This window comes from Pseudoxanthomonas sp. SGT-18, from assembly GCF_003931645.1.
Taxonomy (GTDB): domain Bacteria; phylum Pseudomonadota; class Gammaproteobacteria; order Xanthomonadales; family Xanthomonadaceae; genus Pseudoxanthomonas.
In genome coordinates this window covers 69430-83257 of sequence record NZ_RRYJ01000008.1, presented here as the reverse complement: position 1 = coordinate 83257, position 13828 = coordinate 69430, and the positions used below count along the sequence as shown (strand labels likewise).

At 69.3% G+C, this 13828-nt stretch carries 24 protein-coding genes; 19 read left to right on the top strand and 5 right to left on the bottom strand.

Annotated features, from left to right (window positions below; genetic code table 11):
* The first annotated feature begins 59 nt into the window (after positions 1-59).
* Positions 60-320: a hypothetical protein gene (locus tag EIM47_RS11810; RefSeq protein ID WP_240626224.1), complete on the top strand. Its 261-nt coding sequence runs from the start codon at positions 60-62 to the stop codon at positions 318-320.
* Between the two features lie 221 nt (positions 321-541).
* On the top strand, positions 542-925 hold the full coding sequence (locus EIM47_RS11805; RefSeq protein ID WP_125077004.1) for a hypothetical protein: 384 nt from the start codon (positions 542-544) through the stop codon (positions 923-925).
* Between the two features lie 7 nt (positions 926-932).
* Here the strand turns inward: EIM47_RS11805 and EIM47_RS11800 are convergent, their stop codons facing one another.
* Complete coding sequence (locus EIM47_RS11800) at positions 933-1169, bottom strand: hypothetical protein (protein WP_125077003.1); 237 nt, start codon at positions 1167-1169, stop codon at positions 933-935.
* 71 nt (positions 1170-1240) lie between these two features.
* Here EIM47_RS11800 and EIM47_RS11795 point away from each other — a divergent pair, with 71 nt between their 5' ends.
* The gene (locus EIM47_RS11795) at positions 1241-1714 is read left to right on the top strand and encodes a helix-turn-helix domain-containing protein (protein ID WP_125077002.1); all 474 of its coding nucleotides are present in this window, start codon (positions 1241-1243) and stop codon (positions 1712-1714) included.
* A 17-nt stretch (positions 1715-1731) separates the two neighbouring features.
* Complete coding sequence (locus EIM47_RS11790) at positions 1732-2100, top strand: hypothetical protein (RefSeq protein ID WP_019397252.1); 369 nt, start codon at positions 1732-1734, stop codon at positions 2098-2100.
* A 6-nt stretch (positions 2101-2106) separates the two neighbouring features.
* On the opposite strand, the gene EIM47_RS11785 is transcribed toward EIM47_RS11790, so the two are convergent.
* A complete protein-coding gene (locus EIM47_RS11785; RefSeq protein ID WP_019397251.1) occupies positions 2107-2436 on the bottom strand; it encodes a hypothetical protein in 330 nt (109 codons plus the stop codon).
* Between the two features lie 233 nt (positions 2437-2669).
* Between EIM47_RS11785 and EIM47_RS11780 the strand changes: the two genes are divergently transcribed.
* The 15 genes from EIM47_RS11780 (at position 2670) to EIM47_RS11710 (ending at position 9638) form a co-directional block, all read left to right on the top strand.
* A complete protein-coding gene (locus EIM47_RS11780) occupies positions 2670-3161 on the top strand; it encodes a hypothetical protein (RefSeq protein WP_125077001.1) in 492 nt (163 codons plus the stop codon).
* A complete protein-coding gene (locus EIM47_RS11775; RefSeq protein WP_125077000.1) occupies positions 3158-3388 on the top strand; it encodes a hypothetical protein in 231 nt (76 codons plus the stop codon). The genes EIM47_RS11780 and EIM47_RS11775 overlap by 4 nt, the downstream gene beginning before the upstream one ends.
* On the top strand, positions 3385-3570 hold the full coding sequence (locus tag EIM47_RS11770; protein WP_125076999.1) for a hypothetical protein: 186 nt from the start codon (positions 3385-3387) through the stop codon (positions 3568-3570). The genes EIM47_RS11775 and EIM47_RS11770 overlap by 4 nt, the downstream gene beginning before the upstream one ends.
* A gap of 109 nt (positions 3571-3679) precedes the next feature.
* The gene (locus EIM47_RS11765; protein ID WP_125076998.1) at positions 3680-3961 is read left to right on the top strand and encodes a hypothetical protein; all 282 of its coding nucleotides are present in this window, start codon (positions 3680-3682) and stop codon (positions 3959-3961) included.
* The gene (locus EIM47_RS11760) at positions 3958-4251 is read left to right on the top strand and encodes a hypothetical protein (protein ID WP_125076997.1); all 294 of its coding nucleotides are present in this window, start codon (positions 3958-3960) and stop codon (positions 4249-4251) included. Before EIM47_RS11765 ends, EIM47_RS11760 begins: the two co-directional genes overlap by 4 nt.
* On the top strand, positions 4251-4541 hold the full coding sequence (locus tag EIM47_RS11755) for a hypothetical protein (RefSeq protein ID WP_125076996.1): 291 nt from the start codon (positions 4251-4253) through the stop codon (positions 4539-4541). The genes EIM47_RS11760 and EIM47_RS11755 overlap by 1 nt, the downstream gene beginning before the upstream one ends.
* A 14-nt stretch (positions 4542-4555) precedes the next feature.
* Positions 4556-4846, top strand: coding sequence for a hypothetical protein (locus EIM47_RS11750; RefSeq protein WP_164514600.1), 291 nt, complete (start codon positions 4556-4558; stop codon positions 4844-4846).
* Positions 4843-5112 (top strand): hypothetical protein, encoded by a 270-nt coding sequence (locus EIM47_RS11745; protein ID WP_125076995.1) that lies wholly within the window; start codon positions 4843-4845, stop codon positions 5110-5112. Before EIM47_RS11750 ends, EIM47_RS11745 begins: the two co-directional genes overlap by 4 nt.
* A complete protein-coding gene (locus EIM47_RS11740; RefSeq protein ID WP_125076994.1) occupies positions 5109-5594 on the top strand; it encodes a hypothetical protein in 486 nt (161 codons plus the stop codon). Before EIM47_RS11745 ends, EIM47_RS11740 begins: the two co-directional genes overlap by 4 nt.
* Positions 5587-6108: a class I SAM-dependent methyltransferase gene (locus tag EIM47_RS11735; protein WP_125076993.1), complete on the top strand. Its 522-nt coding sequence runs from the start codon at positions 5587-5589 to the stop codon at positions 6106-6108. Before EIM47_RS11740 ends, EIM47_RS11735 begins: the two co-directional genes overlap by 8 nt.
* Positions 6101-6349, top strand: a complete 249-nt coding sequence (locus EIM47_RS11730) for a hypothetical protein (protein ID WP_125076992.1) — start codon at positions 6101-6103, stop codon at positions 6347-6349. Before EIM47_RS11735 ends, EIM47_RS11730 begins: the two co-directional genes overlap by 8 nt.
* Positions 6350-6474: 125 nt before the next feature.
* A complete protein-coding gene (locus EIM47_RS11725; protein WP_125076991.1) occupies positions 6475-6801 on the top strand; it encodes a hypothetical protein in 327 nt (108 codons plus the stop codon).
* 7 nt (positions 6802-6808) lie between these two features.
* On the top strand, positions 6809-8821 hold the full coding sequence (locus EIM47_RS11720) for a ParB/RepB/Spo0J family partition protein (RefSeq protein WP_125076990.1): 2013 nt from the start codon (positions 6809-6811) through the stop codon (positions 8819-8821).
* A 65-nt stretch (positions 8822-8886) separates the two neighbouring features.
* The gene (locus EIM47_RS11715; RefSeq protein WP_164514599.1) at positions 8887-9414 is read left to right on the top strand and encodes a hypothetical protein; all 528 of its coding nucleotides are present in this window, start codon (positions 8887-8889) and stop codon (positions 9412-9414) included.
* The gene (locus EIM47_RS11710; RefSeq protein WP_019397236.1) at positions 9411-9638 is read left to right on the top strand and encodes a hypothetical protein; all 228 of its coding nucleotides are present in this window, start codon (positions 9411-9413) and stop codon (positions 9636-9638) included. Before EIM47_RS11715 ends, EIM47_RS11710 begins: the two co-directional genes overlap by 4 nt.
* 135 nt (positions 9639-9773) lie before the next feature.
* Here the strand turns inward: EIM47_RS11710 and EIM47_RS11705 are convergent, their stop codons facing one another.
* The 3 genes from EIM47_RS11705 to EIM47_RS11695 all read right to left on the bottom strand — a co-directional run bounded on the left by EIM47_RS11705 (position 9774) and on the right by EIM47_RS11695 (position 13814).
* Positions 9774-9968 carry a hypothetical protein gene (locus tag EIM47_RS11705; RefSeq protein WP_125076988.1) on the bottom strand — a complete coding sequence of 65 codons (195 nt, stop codon included), beginning with the start codon at positions 9966-9968 and terminating at the stop codon, positions 9774-9776.
* Between the two features lie 22 nt (positions 9969-9990).
* The gene (locus EIM47_RS11700) at positions 9991-10896 is read right to left on the bottom strand and encodes a hypothetical protein (protein ID WP_019397235.1); all 906 of its coding nucleotides are present in this window, start codon (positions 10894-10896) and stop codon (positions 9991-9993) included.
* A 368-nt stretch (positions 10897-11264) separates the two neighbouring features.
* Positions 11265-13814, bottom strand: a complete 2550-nt coding sequence (locus EIM47_RS11695; RefSeq protein ID WP_125076987.1) for a TonB-dependent receptor — start codon at positions 13812-13814, stop codon at positions 11265-11267.
* Between the last annotated feature and the right edge of the window lie 14 nt (positions 13815-13828).

The window sequence follows — 13828 nt, the reverse complement described above, 5'->3', positions numbered from 1 at the left end:
GGGTGGCGGGCTGCCGGTACGATGGGGTTTCCACACCACCACCCGCACCGGAGGCCGCCATGAGCAACGAGATGAACCAGATTCGCCAGAGGTATCACCAGGCCCAGGGCGCGTTGAACGTCGCGCTGGAAATCTTTGGCGACGGCCTCGCCAAGAAGCACAAGTGGAAGGACCTGGACGGGCTGCCGGCCATCCACTACTACCTCATGCAGAAGCATCACTGGACCCCCTCGCAGTTGCGCGACATGTCGCACGACGATCTGCGGTTTGCCCTGCACGAAGAGCTGCAAGGCTGGACTGTTCCGAAAGGCGCGCTTTAAGCAGCGGGCATCGCGCCCGAACCGCCTGCAGAGCCAATAGGTCGGCCTCGCACTGCGCGAGGTCGGCCTGCAGATCGGACATAGTGCGGAATGAGCGGCGGTCATGCGGCATGGGACACCACCTCCAGCGCGATCGAGCCCGGCGGTACGCTCGTCGATGCAGCCAGGTGCCGCGCAGTCACCGGGCCCTCGCACACCACCAACGCAGAAAGGGGAATCCAATGATCCAGAGCTTCATGGTCCACATGCCGCCCAACGATGACGGGCATGTCTTCCTGATCCTCGATACGGTGTTCGACCATCGGCACCTGTTCACGGCCTGCGGTGTCGGCCGGGTGGAGCGCGGAGACGCGCGGCTGACAGAGACGGGCCGGGCGACGCTCTACGCCCTCGCCGACTACGCCAATCAGGAATCCCTTGGCACCCTGCGCCTGGTCGAGATCGCCACGGTTGCCGCCGCACCCCTGCGCGTGCGCAAGGCGCTGCAGGCGGCCGACGACAAAGACCTGGTGTTCTTCGTATGCCGCAGTCCGCAGGTGTATGACGCGGCGATCGCCCTGCTGAACGTGAAGGCTGCGGCCAGCACCGATACGGGCGTGCAGTGACATGGGCTTATGCGGCATGGGAGTCCTCCCCGTGGGCTGGCGCGTTCGCGGCGGCTCGGGCATTCGGCCCGAAGAGGTCCGGCCGCTTCTGGATGGCCTGCAGCGCCCGCATTTCGGGGATCGGGTCGTCCTCCCCCCACTGGGACACCGCCGCCTGCGTGATGCCGAAGAACGACGCAATGGTCACGTCCCTGGTCTTGGGACCAAGGGCCTCCCGGAGTTGGCGCTTCGTGATCTGGGTCATGGGCCCCGGAGCTTAAGAACGCTTAAGGCCGGAGTCAAGCCCGCGTGAGGCCGCAAAACTTAAGCTGCCTTATGGCTATGCCCCACCCCACCCCCGCCCCCACGACTCTCGGGCAGCGCTTGGCGCACCGGATGGCCGAACGGTCGATGCACGCGGCCGAACTGGCCCGCCGGGCCAAGACCACCGAGGCCACGATCAGCAATTGGCTCAACGACAACGTGCAGCTGGCCCACGTGAAGGCCATGCAGTTGTTCAACATCGCCAACGCGCTGGAGATCGACCCCCAGTACCTCCTGACTGGCGAAGCGCCAAACGCGGCAAAGGTTCACGAGCCGGGCGCCGAGTACGGGTCGCAGGAATTGAAACGCGAGACCCTCACGCTGGCGATTCAGCTGGCAACCGAGGCAGACGACGCACTCCGCGAGCGCGGCCGCACGTTGCCACCCTCCAAGCGGGCCGAACTGGCGATGCTGGCGATGGAGCTCCTGCAGGAGGGACTGCCGAAGGCGAAGGTGCTGCGCTTCGTCGTGTCAGCTGCGGCCTAGCCGCAAGGGGGAGTTGAATGCACGATGTCGACCTGCAGGCGCGGGTCACCCGGCTGCGCCAGATCATCCAGGAATCCGTGGCCATGCAAGCGCCTCCGAGTGACCTGGAAGTGGATGCATGGCGCCGCTATCAGCACTACGCGGCCAACGACCCGCTGCCCCCCGTAGAGGACAGCGACTACGCGCGCAAGGTCCGCAACATCAACCGCATCGCCTGCACCTACGGGTGGATCCAAGACCTCCAGCACCAACTGGATCGCTTCGGGGCAGCCAGCATCCGCTGCCTGAGCGATGAGCAGCTCGACGCACTCCATAGCCGCATGGTCATGCTGGAGAACTGCGTCCAGGACGGCTGCGACCCGCCCGACATGCCTGCCGCCCGCTGAGCGGGCTTACCGCGTCGTCGCGGTAGGGCTACTGATGTTTTTCCTGACGAGCACGCCAGCGCGGTCGAACACGAACACCGCGCTGTGCCCCTGGGCAGCTGCCTTTCCCGTGAAGCCGTTCGCCTTGCTCACGATGTGCGAGTAGGCCAGGACCGTGGAGCCATCTGCAGCCTGGGTGATGCTGGCGGCCGGGCCCAGCGCAGCTTCCACCTGCGCGCGCGTGGCCACACCTGGCTCGAAGCGCGCGGCGGCCCCCGCGTCGAAGGCGGCGCCCCCTTCCATCGTTACGCAACCCGCTAGAGCGCATACCAGCGCCGCCACCAGTGCCATCCGCATAGCGTCCTCCCCCGTGCCCCGACCAGCGGAAAGCGTATCCAAGCCGCCCTCCGGGGTCCAAACTTAAGGGCGCTTGACTTCCTCGCTTAAGGCCGCTTAAGGTTCCTCCGCCAGCCACTCCCCCGGCTGGCGGGCGACCGGCGGGTCGCCGCCGGTCCATCCCCTGACCGGTTGACGGCCCCTCCCCAGGCCAGCGTGACCCGCCGGCGCCCTCCTTCCACCAGGAGAGCGCCATGTTCGACACCAGCGGCCACCAGCCCCTCGAGCACGAACCCCTGCCGCATGCGGCCACTCGCTGCCTGCACGCCAGCAGCCGCGCCGACCACACCCACGCCGAGGCCCTGCGCCAACACAGCGGCGGCGAGAACCACCGCTGCCTGAAGCGCCGCGCTGTGCGCCTGAAGCGCCACAGCGCCGCTCGCGAGGCCGATGCCGCGGCGCTCAGCCAGGAGGCGCGCCAGGGCGGGCGGTTCGCCAGCACCCGATTCCAGATGCCCAATGGCCTGGAGTTGATGGTGTCGACTTCGCCCTGGGGCGCCTTTGCCTACCTGCGCGCGGCTGACCGCACCGTGGTCGCCATGGGTCGACCCGGCGCTCCCGTGCTGCGCATGGAGGACGACTGCCTGCTGTTCGGCGACGCCTCCGTCAACCTGTCGGTGGGCATCGCCAGCCGCGTGTGCGACTGGCTGCGGTCCAACGACGCCGCTGTGGAGGACCGCCGGTGAGCACCGTCGTCCACCTCCCCTCGGACGTGCGCCGGTTCCACGCGGGCCTGGACGCCGTGCGCCAGCGCGCCCGCCAGCTGGGCGCCACGCCCCAGCGGCGCCGCCAGGCGCTGCAGATCCTGCTGGCCGAAATGCAGGCCGGCCGCTCCAGCGGCGCTGCCGTGGCGCTGGCGAACAGCTCCCTGCGTGACTACCCGGCCAGCGGCTGGGCGGGCGGTGCGGCGTGACCGAATCCACCCGCTCCCGCCGCCTCAAGACGCGCGTGCGCGTCCGCCTGCCGACCGATCTGTACGACGCGCTGGTGGTCATCGCCCGCGTGCGCGGCGAGTCGCTGGACGCCACGGTGCGCCGCGCCGCCAGCGAATACGTCGCCAGCGCTCGCCAGGCGGCCGCTCCGGAGGCGCCATGAGCTACCTGCACGCATGCCTGGCCGCCGGCTACGTGGTGCTGGTGCTGGCCGCCATCGCCCTGGTCCGCGGCTCACGCGACCTCCCGCGTCCGCGCCGGAGGGCCCGCTGGTGAGCCTGGCCCTGACCCATATCCCCACCGGCCGCGGCGACGCCGTGCTGTGCCTGCAGGCCCAGCGGCACGTCGTCTGGGCCGGCCTCTACCCGAAGCCGGAGGCAGGCGCCCCGCTGGAGATCGGCATCGCCGCCCGCCGCACCGGCGTGCGCACCCGAGGCAACCAGCTGCTGGTGGGCGACCAGTCCTTCCCTTTCCACCACCGCACCTACCTCCGCCGGGCCCTGCTGTGGCTCGACCAGCAAGGCGTGCGCATCACCACCGAGGCAACCCGATGAGCGAGCTCGAAGCCACGCCCCTCGAGCGGGCGGCCGCGGCGCAGAAAGCACACGAACTGGCTTGGCGCCGGCAGCGGATCGCCGACCTCGCCGGCCTGCCGATCGAGGCGGCCATGTGGCACGACATCAAGCAGGCCTGCATCGACGAGATGGGCGACTGCGTGGTGGCGATCCGCGCCATGAACGAGGCCGAGCTGGTCCACCAGTCCGCGGCGGCCAACGACGGCATCCTGCGCGGCAACGCCGACCTGGTCAGCGAGTCGGCCATCTACCGACCGGAGGTGGCCTGATGTACCAGGTCGCCCAGCCGCTACCGCCGTCCATCCCCAGCTGCGCTGAGGCCGGCCACCACCCGCACCTGGTGCGCACGCAAGGCGCGCCCTTGCGCCACCACCTCGGCGCGCCGGTGGTGCCCACGTGGCACATCGAGTGCTGCCGCTGCCAGGTGGCCACCGTGCCGCACCCCAGCCGTGCCATCGCCGAATCCCGCTGGACCGACCCGAGCGGCGCCTACCGCATCCCCCTGTCCCAACTCCGCCGTGCCCGCGAGCAGTTCGCTGCCGCGGCGCTGGCGGCCTGACTGGAGCAACCCGCATGCACCTCCAACCCATGATGCGCGCCGCCCTGCTGGCCGCGTACGGAACGCCCACCCGCACCCTCAAGCGCGGCCCCGGCGGCTACATCGCCATCAGCGGCACCATCCGCACGAGCGGCCCGGTGCAGTACCAGGCGTTCACCCGCCGCACCGTCAACCGCCTCGACAAAGCCGGCCTGGTGACGCTGGACGACCCGGCATTCCCGACCACCGTCGCGCTCAACGCCCGCGGCATCGCCGAGGCGGAGCAGCTGATCGCCGCGGAGAAGGCGAAGGCGGGTGTGGCATGAGCGTGCGCCGCCGCATCAGCATCCCCGTCGACACCTACGTCGACGTCAACATCGACGAGATCGTCAGCGAGCTGTCCGCAGGCGAGGTGGCCGAGCTGGCGGCCGCCCGCGGCGTGCTGCCCAGCGGCCTGGGCACCGGCGATGGCGACGATAGCCGCCTGCGCGGCATCGTGGACCAGGCCGAGGCCGCGCTGCGCCGCATGCAGAACGCGCCCCGCGAGCTTCTGGACCTGCTGTACCACGTGCACGGGAGGGCGATCGCATGAGCCTGCAGGCCCAGCTCGCCGCGGCCCGCGCGCGCCACTACGCCCGGCGCGCGAACGGCCGCCCGCCGCGCCCGAGTGGCAAGCACGCGCTGATCGAGCGCGCTGCCGCGGCGCTCTTCGCCCGCGACTTCCTCAACGACCTGGACGCCCTGCTGTTGAAGCGCGGCGCCACGCTGTGGGTCGTGTGGAAGGGCAAGCGCGGCCAGGTGTACGTGCAGACCGCCGACGGCTACGAGGTGCTGATCGAGTCGCACCGCACCCGCCGCACCGTCACGCCGGATTTCAGCGGCGACATCGGCGCGCGCATCTACCGGCTGATGGAGCTGCACGACATCACCCTTGACGCCGCCTGGCGCAACGGCGAGTTCGCGCTGCAGGCCGGCAACACCCGCGTGTCCGACGAGTACTGCCTGACGCTCGTCCGCTGCCGCGAGGACAGCAAGGCGCAGTACTGCAACGAGCTGGAGCAGCCCAATGACTGAGGCCCTGGTCCTCGACCCATGCTGCGGCGGCCGGATGATGTGGTTCAACCCGCAGGACCAGCGTTGCCTGTTCGGCGACCGCCGGCACGAGGCGCTTGTGGTAACCGACCGCTCGCGAGGCAATGCGTCGGGCGTGCGGGCCTTGGAAATCAACCCGCAGGTCCGCATGGATTTCCGCCGGCTCCCGTTCGCCGATGCGACGTTCCCGCTGGTCGTATTCGATCCGCCGCATCTGGTGCATGCAGGCCCTCGGTCCTGGCTGGCGGCGAAGTACGGGAAGCTCGGCGCCGACTGGCGTGATGACTTGCGCGCAGGTTTCGCCGAGTGCTTCCGGGTCCTGCGGCCCCACGGCGTGCTGATCTTCAAGTGGTCGGAGGTGCAGGTGGCCACGCGCGAGGTGCTGGCCCTGACGCCAGAAAAGCCCTTGTTCGGTCACCCGTCTGGCCGGCGCGGGAACACTCACTGGATCACTTTCATTAAGGCCGCATCGAATGCGGAACAAAGCCATGGCTGACCGACCCACCACCGTTTCCATCCACGCCACCTGCATCGCCGCCAAGGAGGCCGAGCGGCAGCGCCTGGCCGCCGACATCGAGGCGTTCCAGCGCAAGCGCGGCAAGCGCATCGAGGTGCTACCGGCCTTCGGCGCCGAGGCTGCGCCGCAGCCCGGCTACCGCGAGGCCCAGGTTCGTTTCACCGAAGCCGACCGCCAGCGCGCCGCCGCGCGCCGACGACGGAGCGCCGCCCACGCATGACGGCCCGGCCACCCCGGCCAGATTGCCAGCTGCAACGCCGCCTCCGGCGCGCCGACGCCCTCCTGCGTGAGGCCGAGCGCGCACTGCACGACCTGCCAGACCACCACTGCCCCGCGGACCTGCTCATGCGGATCCGCCTCTACAACGCCGCCGGCACCCCGGCCGCCCAGGAACCAGCCACCATGCACGAGTCCATCATCGTCCACGGCCCCACCGGCTGCGGCAAAACCCTCAACGCCGTGGCCATCGCCCGCCACTTCGGCCTGGCCCGCATCCTCGACGATCAGGATCCGTTCGACCTGCCGCCCGGCATCGCCACCGACACCCTGCTGCTCACCAGCGTCGACCTGCGCGGACGCGCCGAGCTCGCCGGCCTGCGCGTGATGCCCTACGCCGAGGCTGCCGCCGAAGCCGGGGTTTTCTCCCCCGTCAACCAGACCGACACGGAGTAGCCCACCCATGGCCAACATCCAGCACATCCCGCTGGCGCAGCTGCGCATCTCACCCCGCAACGCCCGCAAGACCGGTGGCCAGGCGATCGACGAACTCGCCGCCAGCATCGCGGCCGAGGGCCTGCTCCAGAACCTCGTCGTGACCGCGGCCAACGACGGCCTGTACGAGGTCGAGGCCGGCGGTCGCCGCCTCCGCGCCCTGCAGCTGCTCGACCAGGAAGGCCGGCTGCCGGAAGCCCTTGCGGCCGTGCCCTGCCAGGTGGTGCCGGCCGACGTCGCCGGCGAAGCCAGCCTTGCCGAGAACACCATCCGCGAGGCCATGCACCCGGCCGACCAGTTCGAAGCATTCAAGGCGCTCGTCGACGCGGGCCGCTCCATCACCGAGGTGGCCGCGCGCTTCGGCGTCACCGAGATCTTCGTCCGCCAGCGCCTGCGCCTGGCCCGGGTGCGCCCCGAGTTCCTGCAGATGTACCGCGACGACGAGATGAACCTGGAACAGCTGCAGGCGCTGGCGACGACCGACAACCACGAGCTGCAGCGCCAGGCGTGGTACTCCGCCCGCGATTCCTGGGACCGCGACGCCCGCAGCCTGCGCGAGTTCATCATGCGCGAGAAGGTGCCCAGCAACTCGCGGCTCGCACGCTTCGTTGGCATCGAGGCGTACCGCGCGGCAGGCGGTGAAGTGGTCCAGGACCTCTTCAGCACGCAGGCATGGCTCGCCGACCCGGCGCTGGTGGACAAGCTGGCGATGGACAAGCTGGAGGCGGAAGCCGAGAAGCTGAGGGCCGCTGGCTGGTCGTGGGCGGAACCCGTGCTCGACCTCTCATACGACGTCAAGGCCCAATACCCGCAGCTTCCGCAGCCGGATGACCGGGAGTACTCCGACCCGGCGCACGCGGAACGCATCGAGGCGATCGACGCGCGACTCCGCGAGATCGATGCCATCGACGACAGCACGTTGTCCGCTGGCGAGCGCGAAGACCTCGACGCCGAGTACGACAACCTCACGATCGAGCGCGACGAGATCGAGGATAGCGCCAGGGCCGTGTGGCCGGCCTCCATCAAGGCCGTCGCCGGCGTCCTGCTCACCGTGGGTCATGGCGGGACGCTGGAGATCTGCGACGGCCGGCTGCGGCCGGGCCAGAGCGTAGCGAAGTCCGGCAAGATCAAGGGCGACCTGCAGGCGCCCAGCGCCGCCGATGCACGGACCCGCAAGCCCGATCTGTCCGAGGCCGTGCGCCGCACCCTCTCCGTGCACCGCAGCGCGGCCGCAGCGGCGCAGCTTGCCAAAGACCCCACGCTTGCCCACTGCGTGCTGCTGGAGCAGATGCTGAACTCGCACTGCCTGGACCGCTTCGGCAACAACGGCCTCTCGCTCAGCCTTGCGGGAGTCAACCACCTGCAGGACGGCAGCGCCGAGATCCACGAGGCGCTGCGCGCTGCGATCGCCGCACGCCTGCAGATCATTGACCAGGTGCCGAAGAAGGGCACGCTGCAGTTCCTGCTGCAGCAGACCGATGCGTGGCGTCTTGAACTGCAGGCTGCCCTCGTGGTCGCCCACTTCAACGGCACCACCGGCAGCGAGACTGGGCATGAGGGCGTGGCGGCGATCCACGCCGTCACCTGCTACAACATGGCCGACCACTGGAATCCGACCACCGACGACTTCCTCGGCCGCATCCATGCCGACCTGGTCGCCGAGGCCGTGACCGAGGCGCGCGGGAAGGAGGCTGCCGCGCAGCTGAGGGGCCTCAAGAAGGCCGACCGCGTGGCCACCGCCGCCAAGCTGCTGGCCGGCACCGGCTGGCTGCCCAAGCCGCTGCGCGGCCCGGACTACGGCAAGAAGGCCACGGCCGACGCCGCCAAGGCAGAGAAGCCTGCGAAGCCCGCCAAGCCGGTGAAGGACAAGGCGCCGAAGAAGGCCACGAAGGCCGCCGCGAAGAAGAAGATCGCGCCGATCAGGAAGGCGGGCGCCAAGGGCGCGAAGAAGACGGCCAAGAAGAAGGCGACCCAGGCATGAGCGTCCCTCGCCCTCCTCTCACCGGGATGCCGCTGGGCACGCCCCCTGCGCCGGCCCTTGGCCCAGTGGCGGCCAAGCAGGAGCCGCCCAAGGAGACCGCCACCATGGTCGGCAATCAGATCCTCAAGGCCTTGGCCTCGCGGACCGGCTGGACGCCCTCCGGAGTGCTGCGCGAGGCGATCAACCCGCGCCGCCCCGAAAACTGGAAGGAGGCCATCCGGCAGCTGCGCGACACGGGGATGATCGAAGCCATGGGGCATACCCGCTGGGTCCGCTACCGGCTCGGCGCCAAGGCGAAGGTAAGTATGTGCTCGACGGTGAGCGCGTCACCGCCCCACGCATCGCCCGTCGAGCCGGCGGACGTGAAGGAGCCGGGACAGCAGCAGGATGGCCCCCAGGCGGCCGCCCCGCCTCCCAACGATTCCTCGCGCGCCACGCAATCGGGCGACACGGACGACCTGATCCCGGAGATCCGCCTGATGGCCGAACTCGAACAGGTGGTGAACCACTGGAAGCTCCGCGCCTGTATCGACGACGACGCGATCGCCCGCGCGACCGCATGGCTCCGCAACAAGTTCAGGAAGGCAGCATGAGCGCCGCCCACGACTACTCCACCTTCTGGCTGCTCTTCGGCAAGTACGGCCCCACGATGACGATCGAGCAGCTGCGCGAGGCGTTCTTTCCGCACGCGGCCATGAAGACCATGGCGAACAAGCACAGTGCGGGCCTTCTTCCTCCGCGAACTGGTGACGTTTACGACACGCGTGACGTCGCTGCGTGGTGGGATGGCCAACGCGCACGGGAAGCGGCGGGATAGCCTAGCGGCAGCGCCGCGCAGAGCAGACGCTTCGACGCTAGGTCTCCATGGCGGCTCAATGGAGCGGTCGTCGCGACAACTGAGGAACAAGAAAGGGGCCCGAAGGCCCCTTTCTTACTGCTGCGCCGGGTCGCCTTACATGTTCCAGCGATCACCGATGAAGTCAGGGCGGCTGGTATAGGGCAGCCGATAGGTTCCTGCTTGATCCTGCCGATTGAGCTCGCGAGCGACGCTGCGAACCTCGGCCGACACTTCCAGCTCACGACCAAGATCCCCTAGCCCATCAGCCATACGACGGATGTTGCTGAGCGTTTCTTCGTGCTGGTTCAACCTATTCATATTGTCACCCTGATCATGAGGACCGCAGGCCCAACTTCGTGTGGATGGCTGCGGGCCAACTTCGCTTGCCCATATAGTCAACCAAAAGGTTGTGATAGTTGCGGATGGACCTTTTGAGTTCGGCGTCCGTTCCGTAATTGTTAATTTTTAGCTTGATCTCTTCACTTCCAAGGTCATCACACGTGATGCCGCGACCGTGCGAATGCCAGCGCTGGGCGTCACCCAGGACCTCGGCAATCTCGTTGGCCCTGGTCTGCTTGTCGGCGTCAGAGACAGCCGCGCCGGAAGTCGACCTGGCATGCCAATTCTTGAACTTGTAGCGGGGCAGCCACTCCCGCAGAAGCGACTTTGAATGCTCGATCGCTTGTTCGATGTGAAAGAGCTTGGCCGGATCGAACTTCTCAATGAGATACGAGATCTCCGCCCGAACGTGGCCAGCATCAGGCGCTGCATTGATGGTCTGCACCAGCTCCTTGTACTTGGCCAGGTAGCCCATTCCGGGCACATACTCGCCGTTCGAAGCCCCGTACTGGGGGTCGATCGGCCCCAGCACCGAGTGGTAGTCCATGTAGATGTCATCGCCGGATAGCGCGAGAACCGTACCCGCGCTATAGGCGAAGTTCGGAATGATGAAGATCACTTCCTGGTAGTGCTGGCGCATCGCACGAACCATGCGCTCAACCGTCTCGATGTAGCCGCCAGTCGTTTCGAGGACGACAGCCAGCTTCTCAGCGCCGGCGGCAGGATCATCGTCCCGCGCCTCGGCCAGCTCCTCGATCGCGAGCCGCACGACGTCGTCCCAAGGCGGGGCCATGGGACCGACAATAGAGAGCACATCCGCGGCCAGCGCTCGGCCCAAATCCATGTTGCAGTTGTTTAAGAACCCATCAACGATGGACTCCGCTCTCAGGCGCTCCATTCCAGCCTGTCCCCCAGACCCCGACTAAATTAACCGCACATTATAAGCAACCTTAACGGCTGTCCATAACCCGTAGGTAACGGGGGAGCAACGCCAAGGGAGGGCCGGGGTGCACCATTGGAGTACCAGATCGGCCGGAGCCCTCATTGGGTCTAGCGGTCGGTCCAGTCCATCATCGGGGCGACGGAGAGGCGGACGGAAGCGGCGTAGGAAGCGGGAACGGCAGGCATGGCGGGGACCGGTGGGGAGCGGGAATTGTCCCCGATCGCCCGCGGCAGTTCTAACCGCCCGGCTGAACGGCGGGTCGCCGCCGCACCCGGCCGCCCCACGGAACCGCCGGCCGGGTGCGGGGCGCCGCGCACCCGCCGCTACCAGCGGTACTCCACGCTGGCCGAATAGAACCCGCCGTCGCCGGACACCGGGCCGTTGACCGGGTACGCGTAGTACTGGCCCGGCTGGACCAGGGCCTGCGGCAGTTTTTCCGGCAGGCGGTTGAACAGGTTGTTGGCGGTCAGCGACAGGCGCAGGCGTTCGCTGGCCTGGAAGCCCAGGTCCAGGTCGGTCAGCCAGATCGGGTCGATGGTGTACGCCACCTCCTCCGAGGCCGGGCGCCCGACCGGGACGCCGTAGCGCTCCAGCGAGCCGTAGCGGGTCAGGCGCAGCAGCGCGCTCCAGCGTCCCAGGCGCCAGTCGGCGCTGAGCACCTGCTTGCTCTTCGGCGACAGCAGCAGCAGGAGGTTGGCGTTGCTGCGGCTGAACACCGGCACGCCGTAGTCGGCCAGCACGTCCGGGGTGGGCGCCACGCCGCGCAGCTCGCCGCGGGTCCAGTTGCCCGCCGCGGTCCAGCGCACGCTGCCGAAGCGGCCGAAGTCGCTGGCGGCCTCGAACGTGGCTTCCACGCCCTCGTTGCGGGTATGCGCGGCGTTGAGCAGGTAGAACACCGCGTCGGCCGGGCCGTAGCCGAGCGACTGCAGCAACGGCAGCGCGCCCGGGTAGCTGTCGCCGGAGATCGAGGTGGAGGTGGCGATGCGGTTGTCCACGTCGATGCGGTAGACGTCCACCGCCGCGGTGGCGCCGTCCCGGGGCTGGAACACGATGCCCAGGCTGTAGTTCTCCGATTCCTCCGGCCGCAGCGGGCGCGCGCCCAGGGCCTGCGCCTGCGGCGAACCGACCTGCAGGGTGTAGGTCACGCCGGCCGGCGAGTTCTGGGTGAACTTGTGCGCCTGTGCGGCCAGCGCCGGCGCCTGGAACCCGGTGCTGGCGGTGCCGCGCACGGCCCAGCGCCGGCCCAGCTCCACGCGCGAGGAAACGCGCCAGGTGGAGGCGGTGCCGAAGTCCTCGTAGTCCTCGTGGCGCGCGGCCAGGTCCACGGTCCAGCGCCGCACCGGGTTGAGCGACAGGCCGGCGTACACCGCCCAGTTGTCGCGCTCGACCTGCACCGCGTCTTCCGGGCTGAACCCGGCCAGCGCCTGCGAGTAGCCCACCGCGCGGCTGAAGGGCTTGCCGGCGTTGGGGCCGTCCAGGATCACCGCGCCGCCATGGGTGTAGGACTGCGGGTCGCCGGCCCACTTGCGGTAGGACTCCCGGCGCGCCTCGGCGCCCAGCGACAGTTCCAGCGGCCCGGCCAGGCCCACCTCGAAGCCGCGGCGCAGGTCCAGGTTCCAGGTGGTGGCCTCGTAGCGCACCTTGCCCAGGTAGAAGCTGGTCTGGCTGTCCAGGCCGAAGGTCGGGTTGATCGAGTCGTGGATGTAGGCGCGGATCGCGTCGTGGCCGTTGGTGACGCTGGCTTCCCATTCCCAGTCCGCGGCCAGCGTGCCGCGCAGGCCGAGGGTGGCACCCACGCTCTGCTCCCTGATCTCCTCCTTCGGCTGGAAGCCGTCCGGATGGATCGCGCGCACCACCTCGTCGCGCCACACCGGCCGGTAGAACTGCGGTGCCCAGGCCTGGCGGCCGGCATGGTTGAGGAAGGCGAACAGTTCCAGCGACTCGCCCAGCGGGGTGCCGGCACTGGCGGTGAAGCCGCGCAGCCGGGACTTGCGGCGACCATTGATCGGCCAGCGCCACTTGCCGCGGTCGACCTCGTACTCGCGCGGGTCGAGGCTGGCGCCTGCGGGGATCTGCGGCCGCCACACCGAGCCGCCGGGCACGACCGGGTTGCCGTCGGCGTCGCGCAGGAAGAACAGCGGATAGTCCAGCGGCACCGGGCTGCTGGTGATGGTCGGGTCCTGGTCGTCGTACTGGAGGGCGAAGTTGATGTAGCCCTCCCGGCCCAGGCCGAACCCGGCCCTGGCGGTGAGGGTGTGCAGCCCGCCCTCGCCGCCGTCGTTGACCCCGTAGCGGTAGGCCACCTCGCCGCCCTCGGCCTGGCGGCTGGTGATGATGTTGACCACGCCGGCGATGGCGTCCGAGCCGTACAGCGCCGAGGCACCGTCGCGCAGGACCTCGATCCGCTGGATCGCGCCGGTGGGGAAGGTGGCCAGGTCCACCGGCGCCTGCCCGGTCAGGCCGCCGGCGCCGAACAGGGCGGTGGTGTGCCAGCGCTTGCCGTTGACCAGCACCAGGGTGTGGTTGGGGCTGAGGCCGCGCAGCTGGCCGACGCGGACCATGCTGCCCAGGTCGGAGGCGTTGGCGGGCACCGGCGTGTTCCAGGCCGGCAGGGTGGCGTTGAGCGCCTCGAACAGGTCGGTGCGGGTGATGCTTTCCAGTTCCTGCGCGCTGATCACGTCGATCGGCGCGGGGCTGTTGCCGATGGTGCGGCCGGCGGCACGGGCGCCGGTGACGGTCACCCGGTCCAGGGTGGTGGCGGCGCCGCTGCCGCCGGGCTCCGGCTCGCCGCCCCCGGCCGCGTGCAGGTCGGGGATGGCGAGGAGCAGGCTGATGGAAAGGGCCAGCACGCTGGCCCGCGGGGAATTGCTCATGCGGGGGAATTCCT